At 70.0% G+C, this 23,126-nt stretch carries 22 protein-coding genes; 13 read left to right on the forward strand and 9 right to left on the reverse strand.

Annotation, left to right across the window (positions count from 1 at the left end):
- The coding region (locus BFF76_RS16095) for a bifunctional adenosylcobinamide kinase/adenosylcobinamide-phosphate guanylyltransferase (RefSeq protein WP_065848469.1) at positions 1-1,102 on the reverse strand (1,102 nt) is incomplete at its 3' end.
- 86 nt (positions 1,103-1,188) lie between these two features.
- Here BFF76_RS16095 and BFF76_RS16100 point away from each other — a divergent pair.
- Positions 1,189-1,392 carry a hypothetical protein gene (locus BFF76_RS16100; RefSeq protein WP_031093731.1) on the forward strand — a complete coding sequence of 68 codons (204 nt, stop codon included), beginning with the start codon at positions 1,189-1,191 and terminating at the stop codon, positions 1,390-1,392.
- Between the two features lie 74 nt (positions 1,393-1,466).
- Here the strand turns inward: BFF76_RS16100 and BFF76_RS16105 are convergent, their stop codons facing one another.
- The 3 genes from BFF76_RS16105 to BFF76_RS16115 all read right to left on the reverse strand — a co-directional run bounded on the left by BFF76_RS16105 (position 1,467) and on the right by BFF76_RS16115 (position 4,041).
- Positions 1,467-2,540 carry a S1C family serine protease gene (locus BFF76_RS16105; protein ID WP_065848470.1) on the reverse strand — a complete coding sequence of 358 codons (1,074 nt, stop codon included), beginning with the start codon at positions 2,538-2,540 and terminating at the stop codon, positions 1,467-1,469.
- 107 nt (positions 2,541-2,647) lie between these two features.
- On the reverse strand, positions 2,648-3,382 hold the full coding sequence (locus BFF76_RS16110) for a class I SAM-dependent methyltransferase (protein ID WP_107418440.1): 735 nt from the start codon (positions 3,380-3,382) through the stop codon (positions 2,648-2,650).
- 59 nt (positions 3,383-3,441) lie between these two features.
- The gene (locus tag BFF76_RS16115; RefSeq protein WP_031093724.1) at positions 3,442-4,041 is read right to left on the reverse strand and encodes a DUF3043 domain-containing protein; all 600 of its coding nucleotides are present in this window, start codon (positions 4,039-4,041) and stop codon (positions 3,442-3,444) included.
- A 295-nt stretch (positions 4,042-4,336) separates the two neighbouring features.
- On the opposite strand from BFF76_RS16115, the gene BFF76_RS16120 reads away from it, so the two are divergent.
- From BFF76_RS16120 to BFF76_RS16140, 5 genes are all read left to right on the forward strand, one after another.
- Positions 4,337-5,119, forward strand: a complete 783-nt coding sequence (locus BFF76_RS16120) for a PspA/IM30 family protein (RefSeq protein WP_031093722.1) — start codon at positions 4,337-4,339, stop codon at positions 5,117-5,119.
- 10 nt (positions 5,120-5,129) lie between these two features.
- Positions 5,130-5,408 (forward strand): PspA-associated protein PspAA, encoded by a 279-nt coding sequence (pspAA, locus tag BFF76_RS16125; RefSeq protein ID WP_031093720.1) that lies wholly within the window; start codon positions 5,130-5,132, stop codon positions 5,406-5,408.
- A 148-nt stretch (positions 5,409-5,556) separates the two neighbouring features.
- Positions 5,557-6,822 carry a sensor histidine kinase gene (locus BFF76_RS16130; protein ID WP_065848477.1) on the forward strand — a complete coding sequence of 422 codons (1,266 nt, stop codon included), beginning with the start codon at positions 5,557-5,559 and terminating at the stop codon, positions 6,820-6,822.
- Positions 6,819-7,508, forward strand: a complete 690-nt coding sequence (locus BFF76_RS16135) for a response regulator (protein WP_031093715.1) — start codon at positions 6,819-6,821, stop codon at positions 7,506-7,508. Before BFF76_RS16130 ends, BFF76_RS16135 begins: the two co-directional genes overlap by 4 nt.
- A gap of 184 nt (positions 7,509-7,692) precedes the next feature.
- Complete coding sequence (locus tag BFF76_RS16140) at positions 7,693-10,848, forward strand: efflux RND transporter permease subunit (RefSeq protein ID WP_065848471.1); 3,156 nt, start codon at positions 7,693-7,695, stop codon at positions 10,846-10,848.
- Positions 10,849-10,947: 99 nt separating this feature from the next.
- Here BFF76_RS16140 and nadA read toward each other — a convergent pair whose 3' ends face one another.
- Entirely contained in the window at positions 10,948-12,135 is a 1,188-nt protein-coding gene (gene nadA, locus BFF76_RS16145) for a quinolinate synthase NadA (protein WP_053928417.1), read from the reverse strand.
- Between the two features lie 220 nt (positions 12,136-12,355).
- Here nadA and BFF76_RS16150 point away from each other — a divergent pair, with 220 nt between their 5' ends.
- A complete protein-coding gene (locus BFF76_RS16150) occupies positions 12,356-12,712 on the forward strand; it encodes a HesB/IscA family protein (protein ID WP_031093707.1) in 357 nt (118 codons plus the stop codon).
- Between the two features lie 75 nt (positions 12,713-12,787).
- Here BFF76_RS16150 and BFF76_RS16155 read toward each other — a convergent pair whose 3' ends face one another.
- Entirely contained in the window at positions 12,788-14,236 is a 1,449-nt protein-coding gene (locus BFF76_RS16155; protein WP_065848472.1) for a hypothetical protein, read from the reverse strand.
- A gap of 132 nt (positions 14,237-14,368) precedes the next feature.
- Positions 14,369-14,566, reverse strand: coding sequence for a hypothetical protein (locus BFF76_RS16160; protein WP_031093704.1), 198 nt, complete (start codon positions 14,564-14,566; stop codon positions 14,369-14,371).
- A 159-nt stretch (positions 14,567-14,725) separates the two neighbouring features.
- Between BFF76_RS16160 and BFF76_RS16165 the strand changes: the two genes are divergently transcribed.
- Positions 14,726-15,700 carry a carbohydrate kinase family protein gene (locus tag BFF76_RS16165; RefSeq protein WP_031093702.1) on the forward strand — a complete coding sequence of 325 codons (975 nt, stop codon included), beginning with the start codon at positions 14,726-14,728 and terminating at the stop codon, positions 15,698-15,700.
- Between the two features lie 15 nt (positions 15,701-15,715).
- Here the strand turns inward: BFF76_RS16165 and BFF76_RS16170 are convergent, their stop codons facing one another.
- Positions 15,716-17,098 carry a cysteine desulfurase/sulfurtransferase TusA family protein gene (locus tag BFF76_RS16170; RefSeq protein ID WP_053928415.1) on the reverse strand — a complete coding sequence of 461 codons (1,383 nt, stop codon included), beginning with the start codon at positions 17,096-17,098 and terminating at the stop codon, positions 15,716-15,718.
- Positions 17,099-17,369: 271 nt separating this feature from the next.
- Between BFF76_RS16170 and ctaC the strand changes: the two genes are divergently transcribed.
- The 4 genes from ctaC (at position 17,370) to BFF76_RS16190 (ending at position 21,851) form a co-directional block, all read left to right on the forward strand.
- Positions 17,370-18,338, forward strand: coding sequence for an aa3-type cytochrome oxidase subunit II (gene ctaC, locus BFF76_RS16175; protein ID WP_031093695.1), 969 nt, complete (start codon positions 17,370-17,372; stop codon positions 18,336-18,338).
- Positions 18,335-20,071: an aa3-type cytochrome oxidase subunit I gene (ctaD, locus tag BFF76_RS16180; RefSeq protein WP_065848473.1), complete on the forward strand. Its 1,737-nt coding sequence runs from the start codon at positions 18,335-18,337 to the stop codon at positions 20,069-20,071. Before ctaC ends, ctaD begins: the two co-directional genes overlap by 4 nt.
- Positions 20,068-20,466: a cytochrome c oxidase subunit 4 gene (locus BFF76_RS16185; protein WP_031093689.1), complete on the forward strand. Its 399-nt coding sequence runs from the start codon at positions 20,068-20,070 to the stop codon at positions 20,464-20,466. The genes ctaD and BFF76_RS16185 overlap by 4 nt, the downstream gene beginning before the upstream one ends.
- A 125-nt stretch (positions 20,467-20,591) precedes the next feature.
- Positions 20,592-21,851: a L,D-transpeptidase gene (locus BFF76_RS16190; protein WP_065848474.1), complete on the forward strand. Its 1,260-nt coding sequence runs from the start codon at positions 20,592-20,594 to the stop codon at positions 21,849-21,851.
- A 58-nt stretch (positions 21,852-21,909) separates the two neighbouring features.
- Here BFF76_RS16190 and BFF76_RS16195 read toward each other — a convergent pair whose 3' ends face one another.
- On the reverse strand, positions 21,910-22,311 hold the full coding sequence (locus BFF76_RS16195) for a response regulator transcription factor (protein WP_031093685.1): 402 nt from the start codon (positions 22,309-22,311) through the stop codon (positions 21,910-21,912).
- A 187-nt stretch (positions 22,312-22,498) separates the two neighbouring features.
- On the opposite strand from BFF76_RS16195, the gene ctaE reads away from it, so the two are divergent.
- Positions 22,499-23,119 carry an aa3-type cytochrome oxidase subunit III gene (ctaE, locus tag BFF76_RS16200; protein ID WP_031093683.1) on the forward strand — a complete coding sequence of 207 codons (621 nt, stop codon included), beginning with the start codon at positions 22,499-22,501 and terminating at the stop codon, positions 23,117-23,119.
- Positions 23,120-23,126: the final 7 nt, after the last annotated feature.

Here is a 23,126-nt window from a genome sequence, read left to right on the forward strand (position 1 = left end):
CGCGTCGTACGGTCGTGGCCGGGACCACACCCGAGCCGGTCTCGTTGGTCACGGCCACGACCGTACGACGCGTCCCGCGCACCGCGCGGACCAGCTCGGCGACCCGTTCGCGGAGCTTCTCCTCACCGCCGTCCGCCCACCGGGCGTCGTCCCAGGCCTCCACCCGGTCCATCGCGTCCGTCAGCCACAGCGACAGGCAGTCGATCAGCAGCGGCGGACCGTCCTGCTCCAGCAGACCCGCCAGTTCGCAGGTCTCCTCGGTACGCCAGGCGGCGGGCCTGCGCTCCCGGTGCAGCCCGATCCGCGCCTCCCACTCCGAGTCCCCGTCGCGGCAACCGCCCGTCGCGACGTACACCACCTCGGGGAAGGTCTCCAGACGCTGTTCGGCCTCCACCGACTTCCCCGAACGGGCCCCGCCCGTGACCAGCGTGCGCAGGGGCACCTCGGGCACCGGGTGGTAGGCGCCCACCGGCAGCGTCGTCCCGTCCGGCACCGCTCGCGCCCCGCCCGCCGCGAGCCGGCGGTCCAGCTCGGCTCCGGGCGGCGCGTCATGGTCCAGATGGACGGCGATCACCTCGGTGCCGGGCCCGACGGCCCCGACGGCCCGCAGCCTGGCCACGGAGTCCGGCCGCGCGATCACGTCGCACACGACCATGTCGTACGGCTCCGCCACCGGGGCCGCAAGCCCGGCGGGGGAGGCCCCGGGCGGCAGATAGAGCAGGCGCTCGGCCTCCGGCGACGTCACCTCGTACCCGGTGCCCGGCGCGTCCATCGCCAGGGCCCTCACCCGGTGCCCGCTGATCAGCGTCAGCTCCTGACCGTCCGGAATACGCCCCGCGGGCGGCAGGGACGCCGGCAGCTCCACCGCCGGCCCGTCATGGGGGTGGGTCAGCAGCACCTGCCGCACGGCGGCGAGCGAGCGGCCCGCACGGGCGGCGGCGAACACGGCGCCCGGGGTGAGGTCCAGCAGCAGCGCGTCGTCCACGAGCAGCGCGGTGGCGGCGCGCGCCCCGGTGCCGCGGGAGGACGCGCAGACGGCGCAGGGGCAGTCGGGCCGCGGCAGCCCGTCGGGGGCTCCGGTGCCGAGCAGTGTCAGTTCCACGCTCTGATCCTCCCGTGTCCATCCGTCACCTGCGCGCCCGGGACACCCACTAGTCTTCGGGGAGCAACGTGACCCAGGAGGCGGACATGGCGTGGACGTGGCGGTTCGAGAAGTCCGACGGTACGGAGACGGAGCCGGCGCTGCAGCCGGAGGAGTTCACGACTCAGGGCGACGCGGAGTCCTGGATCGGTGAGTTCTGGAAGGAGCTCCTCGAAGGCGGCACGGACCAGGTGACCCTCTTCGAGGACGCGACGAAGATCTACGGCCCGATGGGCCTCCAGGCCGACTGAGGCCCGCAGCCCCGCCCGGGCCAGGCGCCCGGGCGGGCTCCCTGCCGCCCGGTGGCGTGCGCCCCGACCGGTTCTCAGACCTCGCCCAGGGTGACCTCGGCGGTCTTCTCCGCGCCCCGGCGCCTGTACGTCACCGAGACCTCCTGGCCCGGCTCGTCGCCCGCCAGGGCCTCCGAGAGCGACGTGATCGTCGTGACCCGGGTATCGCCGATCCGGGTGATGATGTCTCCGGCGCGCAGACCTGCCTTCTGGGCCGCTCCGCCCTTCTGGACACTGACGATCGCGACACCGGCAGGCTTGTAGTCGTCGTCCACGACGGTGCGGCCCGTGATGTTCAGCGCCGCCCTGCCCGAGTCGGTGACCCTGCCGGACTCGATGATCTGGCCGGCGACCGTCCTCACCATGGAGACGGGGATGGCGAACCCGATGCCGGGGGCCGCGCTGTCGCCCGGCTGCGGGTCCGTCGCCGCGAGGGTCGGGATGCCGATCACCTCGCTGTCGAGGTTGACCAGGGCGCCTCCGCTGTTGCCCGGGTTGACCGCCGCCGAGGTCTGCACCATGTCGGCGAGCGTCGCTCCGGTGCCACCGCCCGAGGTGCTCTCGCTGACGGTGCGCCCCACAGCCGAGACGATGCCCTGGGTGACGCTGCTGGACAGGCCGAGCGGTGAGCCCATCGCCAGGACGATCTGGCCCACCTCGACCTCGTCGGTGTCCCCGAACTCAGCGGCCCGCAGCCCCTCGGGGACGTCGTCGAGCCTGATGACGGCCAGGTCCTGCTCCGGATAGGAGGAGACCAGGGACGCCTTGAGCACCTTCTCGCCCGTGGCGACGGTGACGTCGAAGGTCTTCTCGCCGCCCACCACATGGGCGTTCGTGACGATGTGGCCCTTGTCGTCGTAGACGACGCCCGAGCCGATCCCGTCCCCGGCGGCGATCTGCACGACGGAGGGCAGCACGTTCCTGATGACGGTCCGGTACTGGTCCTCCAGATCGCCCGGGGCCCGTGACACCACCGTCTGCCGGGCCGGGGCGGCGGACGGGGCCGGGCCCGGACCGGTGCAGCCGCCCGCCAGCGCGATCGCGCAGACGCCGGCGGCCAGGGGGGTGAGCGAGCGGTGCGCCCGCCTGCGGGGAGGGGTTGCGTCCATGCCGGGAGTATCGCCAGGGCCCACCGTCGGCGGCCTGCGCTGGTGGGCCGATCAGGCGTACGGCCCGGGCACGTCCCGAACCGGTCGGGCGTACGGTCCGGGCCGCGTCAGCCGCGTACGCCGCACAGGTGCAGCAGCGCCGCCACCCCGCGGTAGGGGTCGGTCCGCCCGGCGCGGTCCTCGGCGTCGAACACCCGTGCCAGCTCGTCGGGGCCGGGCAGCTCGGCCTCGTTGCTCACGTTGTCCGTGAAGACCCGCACGCCGTACCAGGCGTGCAGCGGGGCGGCGATCCCGGCGAGGGTGGCGCGCAGCGCCGTGAGCCGGTCAGCCCGGACGTCGAGGCCGAGCCTGTTCGTGTACGTGTCCGTGTCGAACGCGGCGAGAGCCGCGCCGAAGTCGCCGGCCGTCCCCGGTCGCATCGCCAGGGCGTCCGCGTTCCGCACGAGCAGGGAGAGGAGTCCGCCGGGTGCCAGCACCCTGGCCAGGCCGGCGAGCAGTGGATCCGGCTCGGGGACGTACATCAGCACGCCGTGGCAGAGCACCACGTCGAAGCTGCCGGGCAGGAAGTGGACCCCGGTGTCACGGCCGTCGCCCTCGATGAGCCGCACCCGCTCCCGGATGCCCTCGGGCTCGGCCGCCAGCGACTCACGTGCGAAGCGCAGCATCTCGCCGTCGGACTCGAGACCCGTCACGGAGTGCCCGGCCCGGGCCAGGCGCAGCGCCTGGGTGCCCTGGCCCATGCCGACGTCGAGCACCCGCAGCCGCTGCCCCACGGGGAAGCGCGCGGCTATCTGCTCGTCGAGCTGCCGGGCGACGAGCTCCTGGCGGACCGTGTTGCGCAGTCCGCCGAGCCCGCTCAGCCACTGGGGGGACACCCCCGTGAAGCCGGAGATCTCCGTGGTCAGGGCCGCTCTCCCCGCTTGACCTGCGGCTTGGGCAGACGCAGCCGGCGCATCTGGAGCGTACGCATCAGGCCGTAGGCCACCGCGCCGCGCTTCGGGGTGTCGGGGAAGCGCTCGGCCAGCTGCTTCCTGAGGCGGAAACCGAGGCCGATGGAGTCGACGACGATCAGCACGATCACGCCGAGCCAGAGCAGCAGCGAGATGTTCTGGATGTTCTGGACCTGGATCACACTGAGGATCAGGATGATCACTGCGAGCGGAAGGAAGTACTCCGCGATGCAGAAGCGCGAGTCCACGAAGTCACGGACATAGCGCCGCACAGGGCCCTTGTCGCGCACCGGCAGGTAGCGCTCGTCGCCCGATGCGAGCGCCTCCCGCTGCCTGGCCATGTCGGCGCGGCGCGCTTCACGCTGACGCTTCGCGGCCTCCTTGCGATCGGTCGGCGTGCCGCTCGAGGCACGTCGGCGCTGCGTCTGGGCATCGCTGCGCTTGGGGGTGGGGCGACCCTTCGGAGCCTGGGGGTCGCGGGGCGTCTTGGAGAGGTCCGCCGTCACCTTGCCGGTGGGGGCCTTCTCTTCCTTGGAACGGCTACGGAACACAAAACCCAAGGGTACGGGGTCGGCCGGAGCTGCCGGCGACCGGCCGGGAACGATCCGGCAACGGCCCGCGTCCAGAAAAGTGTCCCGACAGGGGCAGAACGGACGTCGCCGCCGCTTTCCCTGATGTTCGTCTACTCCCTGGGCGGGAGCGTTACCGGCGTCAGTCGTCCTTGCGGAGGAGCACATCGGTGCTCGAACAGTGCGGTAATGGAGACAGGGCCCGTACTGTGGGTTCTGTTGGAGTGCTGGAGCTCAGTTCGTCAGAAGGGGGCGCGCGAAGCCCATGAGCGGTGTCATGAAGCGTATGGGGATGATCTTCCGCGCGAAGGCAAACAAGGCCCTTGACCGGGCCGAGGATCCGCGCGAGACCCTCGATTACTCGTACCAGAAGCAGCTCGAGCTGCTCCAGAAGGTACGCCGCGGCGTCGCCGACGTGGCGACCTCGCGCAAGCGGCTGGAGCTGCAGCTGAACCAGCTGCAGGGGCAGTCGTCCAAGCTGGAGGACCAGGGCCGCAAGGCTCTCGCGCTCGGCCGCGAGGACCTGGCCCGCGAGGCGCTCTCGCGGCGCGCCGCCCTCCAGCAGCAGGTCACGGACCTGGAGACGCAGCACCAGACGCTGCAGGGCGAGGAGGAGAAGCTCACTCTCGCGGCCCAGCGTCTGCAGGCCAAGGTCGACGCCTTCCGCACGAAGAAGGAGACCATCAAGGCCACCTACACCGCGGCCCAGGCACAGACGCGGATCGGCGAGGCCTTCTCCGGCATCTCCGAGGAGATGGGCGACGTCGGCCTGGCCATCCAGCGGGCCGAGGACAAGACCCAGCAGCTCCAGGCGCGTGCGGGAGCCATCGACGAACTGCTGGCCTCCGGGGCCCTCGACGACCCGTCGGGCACGGCGAAGGACGACATCGCCGCCGAGCTGGACCGGATCTCCGGTGGTACGGATGTGGAGCTGGAGCTGCAGCGCATGAAGGCCGAGCTGGCCGGCGGCTCCGCCGGGCAGCAGCAGGCCATCGAGGGCGGTGCGCAGGACGCGGCACCGCAGTCGCAGCAGTCCCCGCACAAGTTCGACAAGCAGTAAGGACGGCGTCATGATCGTACGGATCATGGGGGAGGGCCAGGTCGTACTGGCCGACAGTCATGTCGCCGAGCTGGACAAGCTCGACGACATACTCCTCGCGGAGATGGAGAGCGGTGACGGACCCGGCTTCCGCACCACGCTCCACGCACTTCTGGACAAGGTGCGTGAGCTCGGTTCGCCGCTTCCCGACGACTCCCTGGAGCCGTCCGAACTGATCCTGCCGGCACCTGACGCCACCCTCGAAGAGGTGCGCTCCATGCTCCACGACGGCGGACTCATTCCGGGCTGACCCGGATGCCCCGCCCGCTCCGCACTCCCCACGACGCCCCGCCCCGGCCCTGCCGGTGCGGGGCGTCGTGCCGTGCACACCGTGCCGTGATGCCGTCAGGACACCGTACGGACCGGCCCCTCGGAGAGACGCCGTACCGTTGCCCGACGTGACCACCCTCGGAACCGGGCTCGTGCGCCCCCGCCGCTGGCTGCGCGGCCATCCCCTCGCCTTCGACGGTGGCCTCGCACTCGCCGTGCTCGTCACCATGCTCTGCGCGTCCTTCGCCGAGCCGGTCCCGGGCCACGGTCCGGTCCTCGGAGCCCGGACACCCGAGCTGTCGAGCGTGCTCCTGATGGTGCTCGCGGCCGGGGCGCTCGTCCTGCGCCGGCGCAGGCCCGTGGTGGTACTCGCCGTGACGGGGCAGCTGTCCGCCGTCGAGTTCGCCCTGATGGACCCGCCCGCCCCCGTGGTGATGAGCGCGGTCGTCGCGCTGTTCACCGTCGCGTCCCGTACCGACCGCCCCACCACCTGGCGGGTCGGCCTGCTGACCACGGTGGTGCTGACCGTGGCCGCGATGGTGGTCGGCGGAACGCCCTGGTACAGCCAGGAGAACGTCGGCGTGCTCGCCTGGACCGGTCTGGCGTGCGCGGCCGGGGACGCGGTGCGCAGCAGGCGCGCGTTCATCGACGCGATCAGGGAACGGGCCGAGCGCGCCGAGCGCACCCGCGAGGAGGAGGCGGGCCGCAGGGTCGCCGAGGAGCGCCTGCGTATCGCCCGGGACCTCCACGACGTCGTCGCCCACCACATCGCCCTGGTCAACGTCCAGGCCGGGGTCGCCGCCCACGTCATGGACAAGCGCCCCGACCAGGCGAAGGAGGCGCTCGCACACGTACGGGAGGCCAGCCGCTCCGCGCTCAACGAACTCCGGGCCACGGTCGGACTGCTCCGTCAGTCCGGCGATCCGGAGGCGCCCACGGAACCCGCGCCGGGGCTCGCCGTCCTCGACGCTCTCATCGACACCTTCCGCAACGCGGGGCTCCCCGTCGAGGTGGCCTGCACCGACCCGGACAGCCCGCTTCCCGCGGCGGTCGACCTCGCGGCCTACCGGATCATCCAGGAGGCCTTGACCAACGTGCGCAAACACGCGGGGCCCGAGGCGAAGGCCGAGGTGAGTGTCGTACGGGTCGGGGGTACCGCGGAGGTCACCGTGCTCGACGACGGCGGCGGCGCGGATCCCGCCCCCGCTCCGGCGGACGGCGGCAGGCACGGCCTGATCGGCATGCGCGAGCGCGTCACGGCCCTCGGAGGCACCCTTACGGCGGGGCCCCGTTACGGAGGCGGGTTCAGGGTCCATGCGATCCTGCCCGTCACGTCCCGCACACGCGCGCCGGAGAGGCCGGGCGCGGCGGAGACGACGGGGGGACGCGCATGACGCCGATCAGGGTGCTGCTCGCCGACGACCAGGCGCTGCTGCGCAGCGCGTTCCGGGTGCTGGTCGACTCCGAGCCCGACATGCAGGTCGTCGGCGAGGCCGCCGACGGGGCCCAGGCCGTGGCGCTGGCACGCTCGACCCGTGCCGACGTCGTGCTGATGGACATCCGGATGCCGGGCACCGACGGGCTCACCGCCACCCGGATGATCAGCGCGGACCCGGACCTGGCGGGTGTACGGATCGTCATGCTCACCACCTTCGAGGTGGACGAGTACGTGGTGCAGTCCCTGCGCGCGGGCGCCTCGGGTTTCCTGGGCAAGGGCGCGGAACCGGACGAACTGCTCAACGCCATCCGCGTCGCGGCGGCCGGTGAGGCGCTGCTCTCCCCGGTCGCGACCAAGGGCCTCATCGCCAGCTTCCTCGCCCAGGGCGGCAGCGCCGCCGACGGTCCGGACGGCTCGGCGTACGCCGAGCGCCTCGCCGCACTCACCGGGCGCGAGCGCGAGGTGCTCGTCCACGTGGCGGGCGGGCTCTCCAACGACCAGATCGCCGACCGGCTCGTCGTCAGCCCGCTCACCGTGAAGACCCATGTGAACCGGGCCATGGCGAAACTGGGTGCGCGGGACCGGGCGCAATTGGTCGTCATTGCCTACGAATCGGGACTGGTCCGCCCCCGGGTGGAGTGAGGGGTGTAGACCCGGCTACTCCAGCTGCGGTATGCGCGGACCGGGAAAGCAACCCGGGGGCCGACGATTTCGCCCGGGGACCAGGCGATCGTATAGGTGGGCGGGCTGTGTCCCCTGTGCTCACCGATGTGAGCACCGAACAGCCGCCCACCTGCCGCGTACGCCACAGAAGAGAGACGCACCCATGTCCTGGCTGTCCAGGTTCAGCCTCGCGCAACGGGCCCTGATCGGGCTGATCTCGATCGTCGCGCTCGTGTTCGGAGCGATCGCGATCCCGCAGCTCAAGCAGCAGCTGCTGCCCACCATCGAACTTCCGATGGTGTCGGTGCTGGCCCCCTACCAGGGCGCGTCCCCCGACGTGGTCGAGAAGCAGGTCGTCGAGCCGCTCGAGAACGCCATCAAGGCCGTCGACGGGGTCGAGGGCATCACCTCGACCGCCGGCGAGGGCAACGCCGTCGTCATGGCGACCTTCGACTTCGGCGACGAAGGGACGAAGCAGCTCGTCGCCGACATCCAGCAGGCCGTGAACCGCGCCCGCGCCCAGCTGCCCGAGGACGTGGACCCGCAGGTCGTCGCGGGTTCGACGGACGACATCCCGGCCGTCGTCCTCGCCGTCACCTCCGACAAGGACCAGCAGGCGCTCGCCGACCAGCTGGACCGTACGGTCGTCCCGGCGATCGAGGACATCGAGGGCGTCGGCCAGGTCTCGGTCGAGGGCGTCCAGGACCTCCAGGTCTCGGTCGTCCCCGACGACAGGAAGCTCGCCGCGGCCGGCCTGAACGCCGGCTCGCTGTCCCAGGCCCTCCAGGCCGGCGGCGCCACCGTCCCGGCAGGCTCCTTCTCCGAGTCCGGCAAGAGCCGTACCGTCCAGGTGGGCGGCCCCTTCACCTCGCTCCAGCAGATCGAGGACCTGAAGGTCTCCGCGGCGGACCCGGCGACCGGCAAGGCCGGAAAGCCGGTCCGCGTCGGTGACGTCGCCACCGTGGAGCAGGAGCCCGCCACCGCGGTCTCCATCACCCGTACGAACGGCAAGCCGAGCCTGGCCGTCATGGCGACGATGGACAAGGACGGCAGCGCCGTCGCCATCTCGGACGCCGTCCAGGACAAGCTGCCGGACCTGCGCGAGGACCTCGGCGCCGGCGCCGAGCTGACCGTCGTCTCCGACCAGGGGCCCGCCGTCTCGAAGGCGATCTCCGGCCTGACCACCGAGGGCGCGCTCGGCCTGCTCTTCGCGGTCGTCGTGATCCTGGTCTTCCTCGCGTCGATCCGCTCGACGCTGGTCACCGCGGTCTCCATCCCGCTTTCCGTGGTCCTCGCGCTGATCGTGCTCTGGACCCGTGACCTGTCGCTGAACATGCTGACCCTCGGCGCGCTGACCATCGCGATCGGCCGCGTCGTCGACGACTCCATCGTGGTCCTGGAGAACATCAAGCGGCACCTCGGCTACGGCGAGGAGCGCCGGTCGGCGATCATCACCGCGGTCAAGGAGGTGGCCGGCGCGGTCACCTCGTCCACGCTCACCACCGTCGCGGTCTTCCTGCCCATCGGTCTGGTCGGCGGGATGGTCGGCCAGCTCTTCGGCTCGTTCTCGCTCACGGTCACGGCGGCCCTGCTGGCATCCCTGCTGGTCTCGCTGACGGTGATCCCGGTCCTCTCGTACTGGTTCCTGCGGGCGCCCAAGGGCACCGACACCGATCCGGACGAGGCACGCCGCAAGGCCGAGGAGAAGGAAGCCGCCAGCCGGCTCCAGCGGATCTACGTCCCGGTGCTGCGCTTCGCGACCCGGCGCCGTATCACCAGCATCGTCATCGCCTTCGTGGTCCTGTTCGGCACCCTCGGCATGGCGCCCCTGCTCAAGACGAACTTCTTCGACCAGGGTGAGCAGGAAGTCCTCTCCATCAAGCAGGAGCTCGCTCCCGGCACCAGCCTGGACGCGGCGGACGCGGCCGCGCGGAAGGTCGAGAAGGTCCTCGCCGCCGACGACGGCGTCGAGGACTACCAGGTCACCGTCGGCTCCTCCGGCTTCATGGCGGCCTTCGGCGGAGGTACGGGCGCCAACCAGGCCTCCTACCAGGTCACCCTCAAGGACTCGGCGGGCTTCGACGCCACCCAGGACCGGATCGACGAGGCCCTGGGCAAGCTCGACGGCATCGGCGACACCACGATCGCCTCGGGTGACGGCTTCAGCAGCCAGGACCTCAGCGTCGTGGTCAAGGCGGCCGACGCGGACGTACTGAAGAAGGCGTCCGAGGCGGTGCGCGGCGAGGTCGCCGGGCTCAAGGACGTCACCGATGTCCAGAGCGACCTGGCGCAGAGCGTGCCGCGCATCTCGGTCAAGGCCAACGACAGGGCGGCCGACGCCGGATTCAACGAGGCCACCCTCGGCGCGGCGGTCGCCGGCGCGGTGCGCGGCACCCCGGCCGGCACGGCGATCATGGACGACGCCGAGCGTGACGTCCTGGTCAGGTCCGCCGCCCCGGCCACCACGATGGCCGAGCTGAAGGCTCTCCCGCTCGGCCCGGTCGAGCTCGGTGACATCGCCGACGTGGAACTGGTCCCCGGCCCGGTCTCGATGACCAGGATCGACGGCCAGCGGGCGGCGACGATCACCGCCAAGCCGACCGGCGACAACACGGGCGCGGTCACCACCGAGCTGCAGAAGAAGATCAACGCCCTGGACCTCCCGGACGGCGCCACCGCGAGCATCGGCGGTGTCTCCGAGGACCAGAACGACGCCTTCATGAAGCTGGGCCTGGCCATGCTGGCGGCCATCGCGATCGTCTTCATGCTGCTGGTGGCCACCTTCCGGTCGCTCATCCAGCCGCTGATCCTGCTGGTCTCCATCCCCTTCGCGGCGACGGGCGCCATCGGCCTCCTGGTGGCCACGGGCACCCCGATGGGCGTCCCGGCGATGATCGGCATGCTGATGCTGATCGGCATCGTGGTGACCAACGCGATCGTGCTGATCGACCTGATCAACCAGTACAGGTCCCAGGGCATGGGCGTCGTAGAGGCAGTGGTCGAGGGCGGCCGCCACCGTCTGCGCCCGATCCTGATGACGGCACTGGCGACGATCTTCGCACTGCTCCCGATGGCGCTCGGCGTCACGGGTGAAGGCGGCTTCATCTCCCAGCCGCTGGCGGTCGTGGTGATCGGCGGTCTGATCACCTCCACGCTGCTGACCCTGCTCCTGGTGCCGACGCTCTACGCGATGGTCGAGCTCCGCAAGGAGCGCCGCGCGAAGAAGAAGGCGGCCAAGCGCGAGGCGAAGTCCGGCGCGAGCGACCCGGAGACGACGGAGGAAGCCGTCTCCGGGGAGCCTGAGCCCGCGAAGGCCTGACGGCTGCCCGCAGTTCCCACAGGAAGGCCCCCGACGCCGCACAGCGGCATCGGGGGCCTTCCCCTCGGGCCCGAACCCCTCCGGTCCGGGGCGGACCGGCTACGGCAGCGCCAGCATCCGCTCCAGCGCCAGCTTCGCGAACTTCTCGGTCTCCGCGTCCACCTGGATGCGGTTGACCAGGTTGCCCTCGGCGAGGGACTCCAGCGTCCACACCAGGTGCGGCAGGTCGATCCGGTTCATCGTCGAGCAGAAGCACACCGTCTTGTCGAGGAAGACGATCTCCTTGTCCTCCGCGGCGAAACGGTTCGCCAGCCGGCGCACCAGGTTCAGTTCCGTGCCGATGGCCCACTTGGAACCGGACGGCGCCGCCTCCAGGGCCTTGATGATGTACTCCGTCGAGCCCACGTGATCGGCCGCGGCAACGACCTCGTGCTTGCACTCGGGGTGCACCAGCACGTTCACGCCCGGGATCCGCTCACGGACGTCGTTGACGGACTCCACCGAGAAGCGCCCGTGGACCGAGCAGTGGCCGCGCCACAGGATCATCTTCGCGTCGCGCAGCTCCTCGGCCGTGAGGCCGCCGTTCGGCTTGTGCGGGTTGTAGAGGACGCAGTCCTCCAGGGTCAGGCCCATGTCCCGCACGGCCGTGTTCCGGCCCAGGTGCTGGTCCGGCAGGAAGAGGATCTTCTCGCCCTGCTCGAAGGCCCACTCCAGCGCGCGCTTCGCGTTCGAGGACGTGCAGATCGTGCCGCCGTGCCGGCCGGTGAAGGCCTTGATGTCGGCGGAGGAGTTCATGTACGAGACCGGCACGACCTGGTCGGCGACACCCGCCTCCGTCAGTACGTCCCAGCATTCGGCGACCTGCTCCGCGGTGGCCATGTCGGCCATCGAGCAGCCGGCGGCCAGGTCCGGCAGGACGACCTTCTGGTCGTCACCGGTCAGGATGTCGGCGGACTCGGCCATGAAGTGCACGCCGCAGAAGACGATGTACTCCGCCTCCGGCCGCGCCGCCGCGTCCCGGGCGAGCTTGAAGGAGTCGCCGGTGACGTCCGCGAACTGGATGACCTCGTCGCGCTGGTAGTGGTGGCCGAGGACGAAGACCTTGTCCCCGAGCTTCTCCTTGGCGGCACGGGCCCGCTCCACCAGGTCCGGGTCGGACGGGGAGGGGAGGTCGCCCGGGCATTCGACCCCGCGCTCGCTCCGCGGGTCGGCCTCGCGGCCGAGCAGCAGGAGGGCGAGGGGCGTCGGCTGGACATCCAGGGGCTGGGCGGTGGTCACGACACGCACCCTTTCTTTTCTGCGAAACGCCTTTTCGTCTAATTGACGTTATCTATCATAACCGCTTCGTGTCAGCTTGACGATGCCGATAGCGTCGATGTGACGCATCCCCTCGCGCGGACGGTGTGCGAGCATGAAGGGAACAGACAAGCGCCTGGCCCGGAATGAATCCGCGGCCCCGATGGTTGGACCGTCGGCAAGCAGTCCGTACAACCCGGGAGAGAAGCAGATGTCCGTATCGGACGAGACCACCACCGTGAGCGACGGCATCCTCCTGTCCGACGCCGCCGCAGAGAAGGTCAGGGCCCTGCTGGAGCAGGAGGGCCGGGACGACCTCGCCCTGCGCGTCGCCGTGCAGCCCGGCGGCTGCTCGGGCCTGCGCTACCAGCTCTTCTTCGACGAGCGCTCGCTCGACGGCGACGTCGTGAAGGACTTCGGCGGCGTCAAGGTCGTCACCGACCGGATGAGCGCCCCGTACCTGGGCGGTGCCTCCGTGGACTTCGTGGACACCATCGAGAAGCAGGGCTTCACGATCGACAACCCGAACGCCACGGGCTCCTGCGCCTGCGGTGACTCCTTCAGCTGAGCCCGAGACGTACCGACGGCGGCGGCGCTCCCGGCCAGGGAGCGCCGCCGCCGTCGCCTTTCGCGCAAGGACCCCTCAGCCGCGCGGCACGGTCTCGCCCGACCCCGCGTCGACCACCTTCCGGCCGTCCAGCGGCTCGTCGAGCGTCACCGTCCGCGTCAGCATCTTGGCGATCATGATGCAGGCCTTCCCGGGCTCCGGCTTCGACTCGGCGACCGTGACGCGCACGGTGGCGCCGTCCTCCGTGGCACCGGCGTCGTACGTGCTGCACACGCTGCCCCAGAAGTTCACCTCAAGGGTCCGGCCGTCCGCGCTGTACGAGGTGATGCCCGCACCGCTGTCCGTGGAGCCCGGGTCCTTCGTGGGCGCGGGGGAGGGCCGGGTGCTCTCCGGCGCCAGGTGATCCGGGTCCACCGCGACCTGCACGACCGTGCTTTCGGGGCCGCCTCCGGGACGTACGGAGAACAGCCAGGACGGTACGAGGATCTGCTCGCCGTCCGCGTACTGCGCCGCGAGCCCGAACTCGGCCTTCTCGACCGTCACCGTGTCCGCCGGAGGCGTTCCGCCCCGCGTGGCGCAGTCGGCGTCCGGTGAAGCCGGGTCGCCCTCCAGCGGCTCCGGGGTCGCGCAGCCGCCGATGCCGGACCTCGCGTCCCGCCTGTTGTCCGCGTTCAGCTGCTTCAGCGCCTCGTCGGCGCCGACCACGGGGTACGCGTCGCCCTTCTCCAGGCCCTTCAGCTGTCCGCTGCCGCCGACGATCTCGCCCCCGGCGCCCACCTGGATACCGGTCGACCAGCCGTACGTCGGCAGCCCGCCCACCACCGGGTCGGCGTTCACCACCCGTACGGAACCCATCAGCTGATCCGCGTCGAGCGCCGCGCCGTCCTGACCCACGGCCTTCAGCACCGGCACCGCCGCGGCCTTGGCGGCCTTCTCACCGACGGGTGAACCGGACGCGGGTGCCCGGTCCTTCTTGGCGCAGGTACGGGCTGACTCGCACGCGTCCGGGCCGCCGGAGCCGTACCGGGCGAAGGTCCAGGTGCCCGGAGCCTGCTTGATCACCCGGAGAACCGGCCCGGAGCCGTCCCCGTCACTGCCCACCTTCCAGGCCGTGCCCTCGGTGCGCGGTGTCCCCTGCACGCCGAGTGCCTTGGCCAGCCGTGCCACCTCGGCCGCGGTGACAGTGCCGGTCGCGCGGTGGACGGCGGCGCTGTCGGGCCCGTCGGGCAGCGCGCCCGGTGCGCGGTAGACGGTCCCACCGCCGTGCGGGTCGGGTTCACCGGGTGCGATCCCCGGAGGCCGAGACGAGGGGCTGTCCGAGTGGTCCAGCGCGAGAAGTGGAGGGGAGCTGTCCCCTGAGGCCGCCCGGCCCGCGTCCGTACCGCCGTCCCCCGATGCGGCGGACGCCCAGTACGCCGCTCCGCCACCGGTCAGCAGCACGGCTGCTGCCACCGAGGCCACCGCGAGCGGCGAACGCCGCCGCCCGGGGCCGGTCACGTCATTCTCGGGTCGCTCGGTGCTCACCGGATCGCTCCTTCGGCTGTCTGGCCGTCACTGGCGCATCATCCGTCCCCGGGGCGGGGACACCGCTGGGACGGGCCGGGGGAGCGTGCGGTTCCACCGCGTGCCGGGGGAGGCGGCCGGGAGAGCCCGCAGTCAGTCCCCGTAGTCGGACATGGCGTCGACGAGACGGGCCGAGGACGGCGGCACCGTGACCCCGTGGATACGGGAGTGTTCCACCGGCTTCGTGACGGTCCTGGCGGGCACGACCCAGTGCGGTGCCATCCGCGCGCAGTCGCCGCGCAGCTCGGCCAGACTCATCTCGGACTCACGGACAACGATGTTGTTCGACATATCCGCACCGTACGCAGAGGAGCACCCAGGTAGAAAGACCTACTATCGGGTAGTTTTGCCCCCTCGGGCACATGGGCGTCACCGGGTAGCGTGAACTGTCACGCCGTCCCGGAGGGGCGCTCACGCGCTCCCTTCGCCTTTCGCAGGAGCAGCCTCCCCGTGCGCATTGCAGTCACCGGCTCCATCGCCACAGACCACCTCATGACCTTCCCCGGCCGATTCGCCGACCAACTGGTCGCCGATCAGCTGCACACGGTCTCGCTCTCCTTCCTGGTCGACAACCTCGACGTGCGACGGGGGGGAGTCGGCGCCAACATCGCCTTCGGCATGGGCGTGCTCGGTACGCAGCCGATCCTGGTCGGTGCCGCCGGGGCGGACTTCGACGACTACCGCGCCTGGCTCGACCGGCACGGCGTGGACACGGGATCGATCCGGATCTCCGAGGTCCTGCACACGGCGCGCTTCGTCTGCACGACGGACGCCGACCACAACCAGATCGGGTCCTTCTACACGGGCGCGATGAGCGAGGCCCGGCTGATCGAGCTCAAGAGCGTCGCCGACCGCGTGGGCGGTCTCGACCTCGTCTCGATCGGGGCGGACGACCCGGAGGCGATGCTCCGCCACACCGAGGAGTGCCGTTCGCGGGGCATTCCCTTCGCCGCGGACTTCTCGCAGCAGATCGCCCGGATGGACGGCGAGGAGATCCGGATCCTCCTCGACGGCGCGACGTACCTCTTCTCCAACGAGTACGAGAAGGGGCTCATCGAGTCCAAGACCGGCTGGAGCGACGAGGAGATCCTCTCCAGGGTCGGCCACCGCGTCACCACCCTCGGCGCCCGGGGCGTCCGCATCGAGCGGGCCGGCCAGGACCCCGTCGAGGTCGGCTGCGCCGAGGAGGAGCGCAAGGTCGACCCGACCGGCGTCGGCGACGCGTTCCGCGCCGGTTTCCTCTCGGGGCTCACCTGGGGGGTCGGCCTGGAGCGCGCCGCCCAGGTCGGATGCATGCTGGCGACCCTGGTCATCGAGACGGTCGGCACCCAGGAGTACACCCTGCGCCGCACCCACTTCATGGACCGCTTCACCAAGGCGTACGGAGACGAGGCCGCCTCCGAGGTCCGCAAGCACCTCTCCTGACGCGGGCGTAACAAGTCACAGGAGCCGGCGGACCACATAGGCGGAGCCACGGTCCGCCGGCTCCTCGCCCACGTACTCCTGTTCGCGCATCGCGCACCAGGCCGGAATGTCGAGGCGGGCTGCCTCGTCGTCCGAGAGCACCGTCACCGTGCCGCCCACCGGTACCTCTCCGATCACCTTTGCGAGTTCGATCACCGGGATCGGGCAGCGCCTGCCCAGCGCGTCGACCACGAGTGAGGCATGCCGGGCGGGGGAGGGCGGTGCCGAGGCGGGTGCGCCCAGCTTCTCCCGCACTCCGGCCACCACGCCCGGCAGTACGTCGAGGAAGCCGCCGACCTCCTCCTCCGTCGTGCCGGCCGGGAGCGACACCCGGATGTTTCCCTCCGTGAGCACCCCCATCGCCCTGAGGACATGGCTCGGTGTCAGGGTGCTGCTCGTGCAGGACGATCCGGACGAAACGGAGAATCCGGCCCGGTCCAGCTCGTGGAGCACCGTCTCACCGTCGACATAGAGACAGGAGAAGGTGACCAGGTGCGGCAGCCGCCGCACCGGATCGCCGACCACCTCCACGTCGGGCACCAGGGCCCCCACGGCCGCCCGGATCCGTTCCACCAGGGCGCGCAGCCGGGCGCCCTCCGCCTCCGCCTCCGCGCGTACCGCCCGCAGCGAGGCCGCCGCGGCCACGATCGCCGGGATGTTCTCGAAGCCGGCGGCCCGGCCCGACTCCCGCTCGTCGGCGGCCCCCTGGGGCGCGAAACGGACACCCTTGCGCACGGCCAGCAGCCCGACACCGGCCGGCCCGCCCCACTTGTGCGCGCTCGCGGCCAGCAGCGACCAGCGGCCGGGCACCGGTGCCCAGCCCAGCGACTGCGCGGCGTCCACCAGCAGCGGCACGCCCGCCTCGGCGCAGATCTCGGCGGTCTCCGCCACCGGCTGCTCGGTCCCCACCTCGTGGTTGGCGGACTGCAGGCAGGCCAGCGCGGTGTCCGCGCGAAGGGCCCGTCCGTACTCCGAGGGGTCCACCGACCCGGTCCTGTCCACCGGCACCTCGGTGGACGATCCGCCCTCCGCCGCGAGGGCGGCGGCCGAATGGAGCACCGAGGAGTGCTCGACGGCGGAGAGGACCAGATGGCGGCCGACCCGCCGACGCCCGGAAAGCGCTCCGGCCACCCCCGAGTGCACCGCCCGGGTGCCGGACGAGGTGAAGACGAGTTCGTCCGGACGGCAGCCGACCGCCTCCGCAGCGGCCTCCCTGGCCGCGTCCAGCAGCAGCGCCGCCCGCCGCCCCTCGCGGTAGAGGCGGGCGGGATCGGCCCATCCCTCGTCCAGTGAGGCGAGCAGCGCCTGGCGGGCGACGGGATGCAGGGGTGCGGAGGAGGCCGCGTCGAAGTAGGGCACGCCGTCACGCTAGCCCGCACGGGGCGTGACCAGGCGACCGGCCGCCGTCGTGGCGGGGAGAGGGGGCGTCAGATGACGCCCGGAGGCTCGCATTCCATCCCTTCGGGGTGTCGTGCGGCGCGTTGGGTACCCTCCCCGCGCGGCCCCAAATAGCGTCCAGTAGGGTTTGGTCCGCATAAACATCCAAACCCCTGCCCGCGACAGGGCCGGCGACCGACCAAGTGAGACGGGCGCGCCGACCGTGCGGGCGAGACTCTCGGGAAGGCGCTACGTGAGTCCCAACGGCTCCGACCGCTCGTCGCGGCGCCCGATGCGGCGGAAGCTGCCGCAGGTGCTGACTGCGGGCCTGGTCCTGGCGACGGCCTCCGGTTGTTCATACAACTGGGAGGATTTCCCCCGCCTCGGTATGCCCACCCCGGTAACGGAAGAGGCCCCTCGGATCCTCTCCCTCTGGCAGGGCTCGTGGGCGGCAGCGCTCGCCACGGGCGTCCTTGTCTGGGGGTTGATCCTGTGGAGCGTCATCTTCCACCGGCGAAGCAGGACCAAGGTGGAGGTACCGCAGCAGACCAGGTACAACATGCCCATCGAGGCGTTGTACACAGTGGTTCCCCTCATCATCGTCTCGGTGTTCTTCTACTTCACCGCGCGCGATGAGTCGAAGCTCCTCGAGCTCAGCCCGAAGCCGGCCCACACCATCAACGTGGTCGGCTACCAGTGGAGCTGGGGCTTCAACTACATCGAGAACGTGGAGGGCCAGCCCTCCGCCGGCGGCGAGATCCCCAAGGAGCTCGACGCCATCCCCAACAAGTTCCGTGAGGACTTCCCCGCGAACGCCAACGGCGTCTACGACGTGGGCATCCCCGGTACGCGTAACCCGCAGAACGGCAACCCGGGTCCGACCCTGTGGCTGCCGAAGGGCGAGAAGGTCCGCTTCATCCTGACTTCACGTGACGTCATCCACTCCTTCTGGGTGGTGCCGTTCCTCATGAAGCAGGACGTCATTCCGGGCCACACCAACTCCTTCGAGGTCACGCCGAAGAAGGAGGGCACGTACATGGGTAAGTGCGCCGAGCTCTGCGGCGTCGACCACTCCCGGATGCTCTTCAACGTCAAGATCGTCTCTCCGGAGCGTTACCAGCAGCACCTCAAGGAGCTGGCGGAGAAGGGTCAGACGGGCTACGTGCCGGCAGGCATCGAGCAGACGGACCCGGCCAGGAATGCGGAGACGAACAAACTGTGAGCATCCTCAATGAATCCCAGGGTGCCGCGGCAGCAGACGACTCGTTCGAGGACGAGCTGCCGGTGCGGCGCAAGCAGCCGGGGAGTGTCGTCGTCAAGTGGCTGACCACCACTGACCACAAGACGATCGGCACGATGTACCTGGTCACATCGTTCGCGTTCTTCTGCATCGGTGGCCTCCTGGCGCTCTTCATGCGCGCCGAGCTGGCCCGTCCGGGTACGCAGATCATGTCGAACGAGCAGTTCAACCAGGCGTTCACGATGCACGGCACGATCATGCTGCTGATGTTCGCGACGCCGCTGTTCGCAGGGTTCGCGAACTGGATCATGCCGCTGCAGATCGGCGCGCCCGACGTGGCGTTCCCGCGGCTGAACATGTTCGCGTACTGGCTGTACCTCTTCGGTTCGCTGATCGCCGTGGCCGGCTTCCTCACCCCGCAGGGTGCGGCCGACTTCGGCTGGTTCGCCTACTCCCCGCTGTCGGACGCGGTCCGCTCGCCGGGTGTCGGCGCCGACATGTGGATCATGGGTCTGGCCTTCTCCGGCTTCGGCACGATCCTCGGCTCGGTCAACTTCATCACCACGATCATCTGCATGCGCGCCCCCGGCATGACGATGTTCCGCATGCCGATCTTCACCTGGAACGTCCTGCTGACCGGTGTCCTGGTCCTGCTGGCCTTCCCGGTCCTCGCCGCCGCGCTCTTCGCGCTGGAGGTCGACCGGAAATTCGGCGCACATATCTTCGATGCGGCCAACGGTGGCGCACTGCTCTGGCAACACCTCTTCTGGTTCTTCGGCCATCCAGAGGTGTACATCATCGCGCTGCCGTTCTTCGGAATCATTTCCGAGATCATTCCGGTGTTCAGCCGCAAGCCGATGTTCGGCTATATCGGTCTGATCAGCGCGACGATCGCCATCGCCGGCCTTTCGGTGACGGTGTGGGCGCACCACATGTATGTGACGGGCGGCGTGCTGTTGCCGTTCTTCTCCTTCATGACGTTCCTCATCGCGGTGCCGACCGGTGTGAAGTTCTTCAACTGGATCGGCACGATGTGGAAGGGATCGTTGTCCTTCGAGACACCGATGCTCTGGTCCGTCGGCTTCCTGATCACCTTCGCCTTCGGTGGTCTGACCGGCGTGATCCTGGCCTCGCCCCCGCTGGACTTCCACATCTCCGACTCGTACTTCGTGGTCGCGCACTTCCACTACGTCGTCTTCGGCACCGTGGTCTTCGCGATGTTCGCCGGATTCCACTTCTGGTGGCCGAAGTTCACCGGCAAGATGCTGGACGAGCGGCTCGGGAAGGTGACCTTCTGGACGCTGTTCGTCGGCTTCCACGGCACGTTCCTGGTGCAGCACTGGCTCGGTGCCGAGGGCATGCCGCGTCGTTACGCGGACTACCTCGCCGCCGACGGCTTCACCGCCCTGAACACGATCTCGACGATCTCCTCGTTCGTGCTCGGACTGTCGATGCTTCCGTTCATGTACAACGTCTGGAAGACCGCCAAGTACGGCAAGAAGATCGAGGTCGACGACCCCTGGGGCTACGGCCGTTCACTCGAATGGGCGACCTCCTGCCCGCCCCCGCGTCACAACTTCCTCAGCCTGCCGCGGATCCGTTCCGAATCCCCGGCGTTCGACCTGCACCACCCGGAGATCACGGCGCTCGAGCAGCTGGATCACCTGTCCGAGGGTGAGAAGGTCCTCGTCGGCGGCAAGGAGGACGGCAAGTGAAGATCCAGGGCAAGCTCTTCATCTGGCTGAGCGTCTTCATGCTGGCCATGGCCGTCACGTACGGCGTCTGGTCCAAGGAGCCGGTCGGTACCACCGCGCTGGTCCTGGCCTTCGGCCTGACCATCATGATCGGCTTCTACCTGGCCTTCACGGCCAACAGGGTCGACGCGATGGCCCAGGACAACAAGGAGGCCGACGTCGCGGACGAAGCCGGTGAGGTGGGCTTCTTCTCGCCGCACAGCTGGCAGCCGCTCTCGCTGGCCATCGGTGGCGCCTTCCTCTTCATGGCCGTCGTCTTCGGCTGGTGGCTGGCCTACTTCTCGGCCCCGCTGCTCCTGGTCGGCCTCTTCGGCTGGGTCTTCGAGTACTACAGGGGCGAGAACCGCACCCAGTAGGACACGCCCTCACAGGACGCGTTGCACCCGTACGGGGGCCCGGCCCGCTCAGCAACGAGCGGGCCGGGCCCCCGTTTGCAGTCACTGAACGCGCTGGATCGGATGAATCTTCTTAGCGTGGGTTCATGAACCACACGCCGCGCATCCGCACCGTAGTGAGCTGCACTCTGCTGGTCGTGACCCTGGTAGCGGGTGCGACCGCCTGTGGCGAGCCAGATGGCGATCCGTTGTCGCTGAGGTCGCACGACGCCGCCGATCTGGTCTCTTTCAACGGCCCGTCCAAGGACGAGAAGGCAGACCCCGACAAGCCCCTCGAATTCACCGTCAAGGACGACGACGCGAAGATCACGGACGTGACGGCCGTCGACACCGAGGGCCGCCACCTGGCGGGCGAGCTCGACGCCGACGGCAAGCGGTGGCACTCCACCACCTCGCTCGCGGCCGGCACCCGATACACCGTCAAGGTCTCCACCGAGAACGGCGACGGAGCCCCCGGCAGCCGCACGTACGCCTTCGGCACGAACTCGGCCAAGAAGTTCCTGAAGGTCGCCTTCGGCCCGCAGGCGGGCACCTACGGCGTCGGGCAGCCCCTCACAGCGGAACTCAGCGCTCCGGTCAACGGCAGGGCCGCGCGCGCCACCGTGGAACACGGCCTCCAGGTCCGCTCCACCCCCGCCGTCACGGGCTCCTGGTACTGGGTCGACGCCAAGACCCTGCACTACCGGCCCAAGGAGTACTGGCCCGCGAACGCCAGCATCGACGTCCGCAGCAACCTCAAGGGCATCAGGGTCACCAACGCCCTCCACGGGGCCGCCACGAAGGCCCTGAAGCTCACGACCGGCGACCGCATAGAAGCGATCACCGACGCCTCCGAGCACACCATGACCGTCCTGCGCAACGGCGAAGTGATCAACACCCTGCCGGTCACCACGGGCAAGCCCGGCTTCGACACCCGCAACGGCGTCAAGGTCGTGCTGGCCAAGGAGCAGTTCGTACGCATGCGCGGCGAGAGCATCGGCATCGCCGCCGGCTCCTCGGAGTCCTACGACCTGCCGGTCTACTGGGCGACACGCGTCACCTGGAGCGGTGAGTACGTCCACGCGGCACCCTGGTCGACGGGTTCACAGGGCAACGCCAACGTCAGCCACGGCTGTACGGGGATGAGCACCGCCGACGCGCAGTGGTTCTTCGAAACCGTACGCGAGGGCGACATCGTCAAGGTCGTCGGAAGCGACGGCGAGACGATGACGCCGTTCGACAACGGCTTCGGCGACTGGAACCTGGCCTGGGACGCCTGGCAGGAGGGCAGCGCCATCCACGGCGGCGGCACGCCCGACACCGGCGCCACCGATGTCCGGACGGCGCGGCTGCGCCCCCGGGTCTGATCCGGGAGTGCGCCGCGCCCCGGAAGGACACCGCGAGGAGAGTGACTCCCGCCGCGCCTCAGGCTCCCACGGACAGCCTCTGGCGCAGCAGGGAGGCCAGAGCGTCCGCGAAGTCGACCGGGTCGACCGGATGCGTCACGGCGGCGTCCGCACGGCTCCACGTGGCCAGCCAGGCGTCCTGCGGGCGCCCGATCAGCAGCAGCACGGGCGGGCAGTCGAAGATCTCGTCCTTGATCTGCCGGCAGACGCCCATGCCGCCCGCGGGGGCCGTCTCGCCGTCCAGCACGCAGGCGTCGATGCCGCCCTTGTCCAGTGCGCTCAGGACGGCGGGCAGGGTGGCGCACTCCAGGAACTCCACCGGTGGGACGTCCGCCGCAGGCCTGCGCCCGGATGCCAGCCTCACCTGCTCACGGGTGTTGGCGTCGTCGCTGTAGACCAGGACCGTGGCGGTCGGCTGCATTGTTCCTCCGTGACGTCTGTGTCTTCGGGGCTCTCGGGGCATGAACCGATGGGCGGATCGTACTCCGGCCGAGTGCCCGTCAGCACCGGTAAGGACGACGATTCGATGGGCCGTTCGGTGAGGACACATCCCTCTGACACACCGAACGGCACCCCCCGGAGTGAGGGCGGGATAAGCGACCGACATAATGTCGGTCGTGGCGACAGCAACGACAGTAGAAACCGGGCACGCGCACCCGTCGGTCAATCGGCCGAACCTCACCAGCGTCGGAACCATCATCTGGTTGAGTTCCGAGCTGATGTTCTTCGCGGCCCTCTTCGCGATGTACTTCACCCTGCGATCGGTGATGGGACCCGAGCACTGGAAGGAGATGGCTCACCATCTGAACTTCCCGTTCTCGGCGACGAACACCACGATCCTGGTGCTTTCCTCACTCACCTGCCAGCTCGGCGTCTTCGCCGCCGAGCGGGGCGATGTGAAGAAGCTCCGCACCTGGTTCATCATCACGTTCGTGATGGGTTCGATCTTCATCGGAGGCCAGGTCCTCGAGTACACCGAGCTGGTCAAGGAGGCGGGTCTCTCCCTGTCCTCCGACCCGTACGGTTCGGTGTTCTACCTGACGACCGGCTTCCACGGTCTGCACGTGACAGGCGGTCTCATCGCCTTCCTGCTCGTACTGGGCAGGACGTACGCGGCCTCGAGATTCACCCATGAACAGGCCACCGCGGCCATCGTCGTGTCCTACTACTGGCACTTCGTCGATGTCGTCTGGATCGGCCTGTTCGCCACGATCTACATGATCAAGTAACCGGGCT

The sequence above is a fragment of the Streptomyces mutomycini genome, from assembly GCF_001700505.1.
Classification (GTDB): domain Bacteria; phylum Actinomycetota; class Actinomycetes; order Streptomycetales; family Streptomycetaceae; genus Streptomyces; species Streptomyces mutomycini.

Bases quoted from the DNA above. Each gene is read 5' to 3' on its own strand.
- BFF76_RS16100 (WP_031093731.1), top strand. From the start codon at position 1,189: ATGGCGTGGACGTGGCGGTTCGAGAAGTCCGACGGTACGGAGACGGAG.
- BFF76_RS16105 (WP_065848470.1), bottom strand. From the start codon at position 2,540: ATGGACGCAACCCCTCCCCGCAGGCGGGCGCACCGCTCGCTCACCCCC.
- BFF76_RS16120 (WP_031093722.1), top strand. From the start codon at position 4,337: ATGAAGCGTATGGGGATGATCTTCCGCGCGAAGGCAAACAAGGCCCTT.
- pspAA (WP_031093720.1), top strand. From the start codon at position 5,130: ATGATCGTACGGATCATGGGGGAGGGCCAGGTCGTACTGGCCGACAGT.
- BFF76_RS16135 (WP_031093715.1), top strand. From the start codon at position 6,819: ATGACGCCGATCAGGGTGCTGCTCGCCGACGACCAGGCGCTGCTGCGC.
- BFF76_RS16140 (WP_065848471.1), top strand. From the start codon at position 7,693: ATGTCCTGGCTGTCCAGGTTCAGCCTCGCGCAACGGGCCCTGATCGGG.
- BFF76_RS16150 (WP_031093707.1), top strand. From the start codon at position 12,356: ATGTCCGTATCGGACGAGACCACCACCGTGAGCGACGGCATCCTCCTG.
- BFF76_RS16160 (WP_031093704.1), bottom strand. From the start codon at position 14,566: ATGTCGAACAACATCGTTGTCCGTGAGTCCGAGATGAGTCTGGCCGAG.
- BFF76_RS16190 (WP_065848474.1), top strand. From the start codon at position 20,592: ATGAACCACACGCCGCGCATCCGCACCGTAGTGAGCTGCACTCTGCTG.
- BFF76_RS16195 (WP_031093685.1), bottom strand. From the start codon at position 22,311: ATGCAGCCGACCGCCACGGTCCTGGTCTACAGCGACGACGCCAACACC.
- ctaE (WP_031093683.1), top strand. From the start codon at position 22,499: ATGTCGGTCGTGGCGACAGCAACGACAGTAGAAACCGGGCACGCGCAC.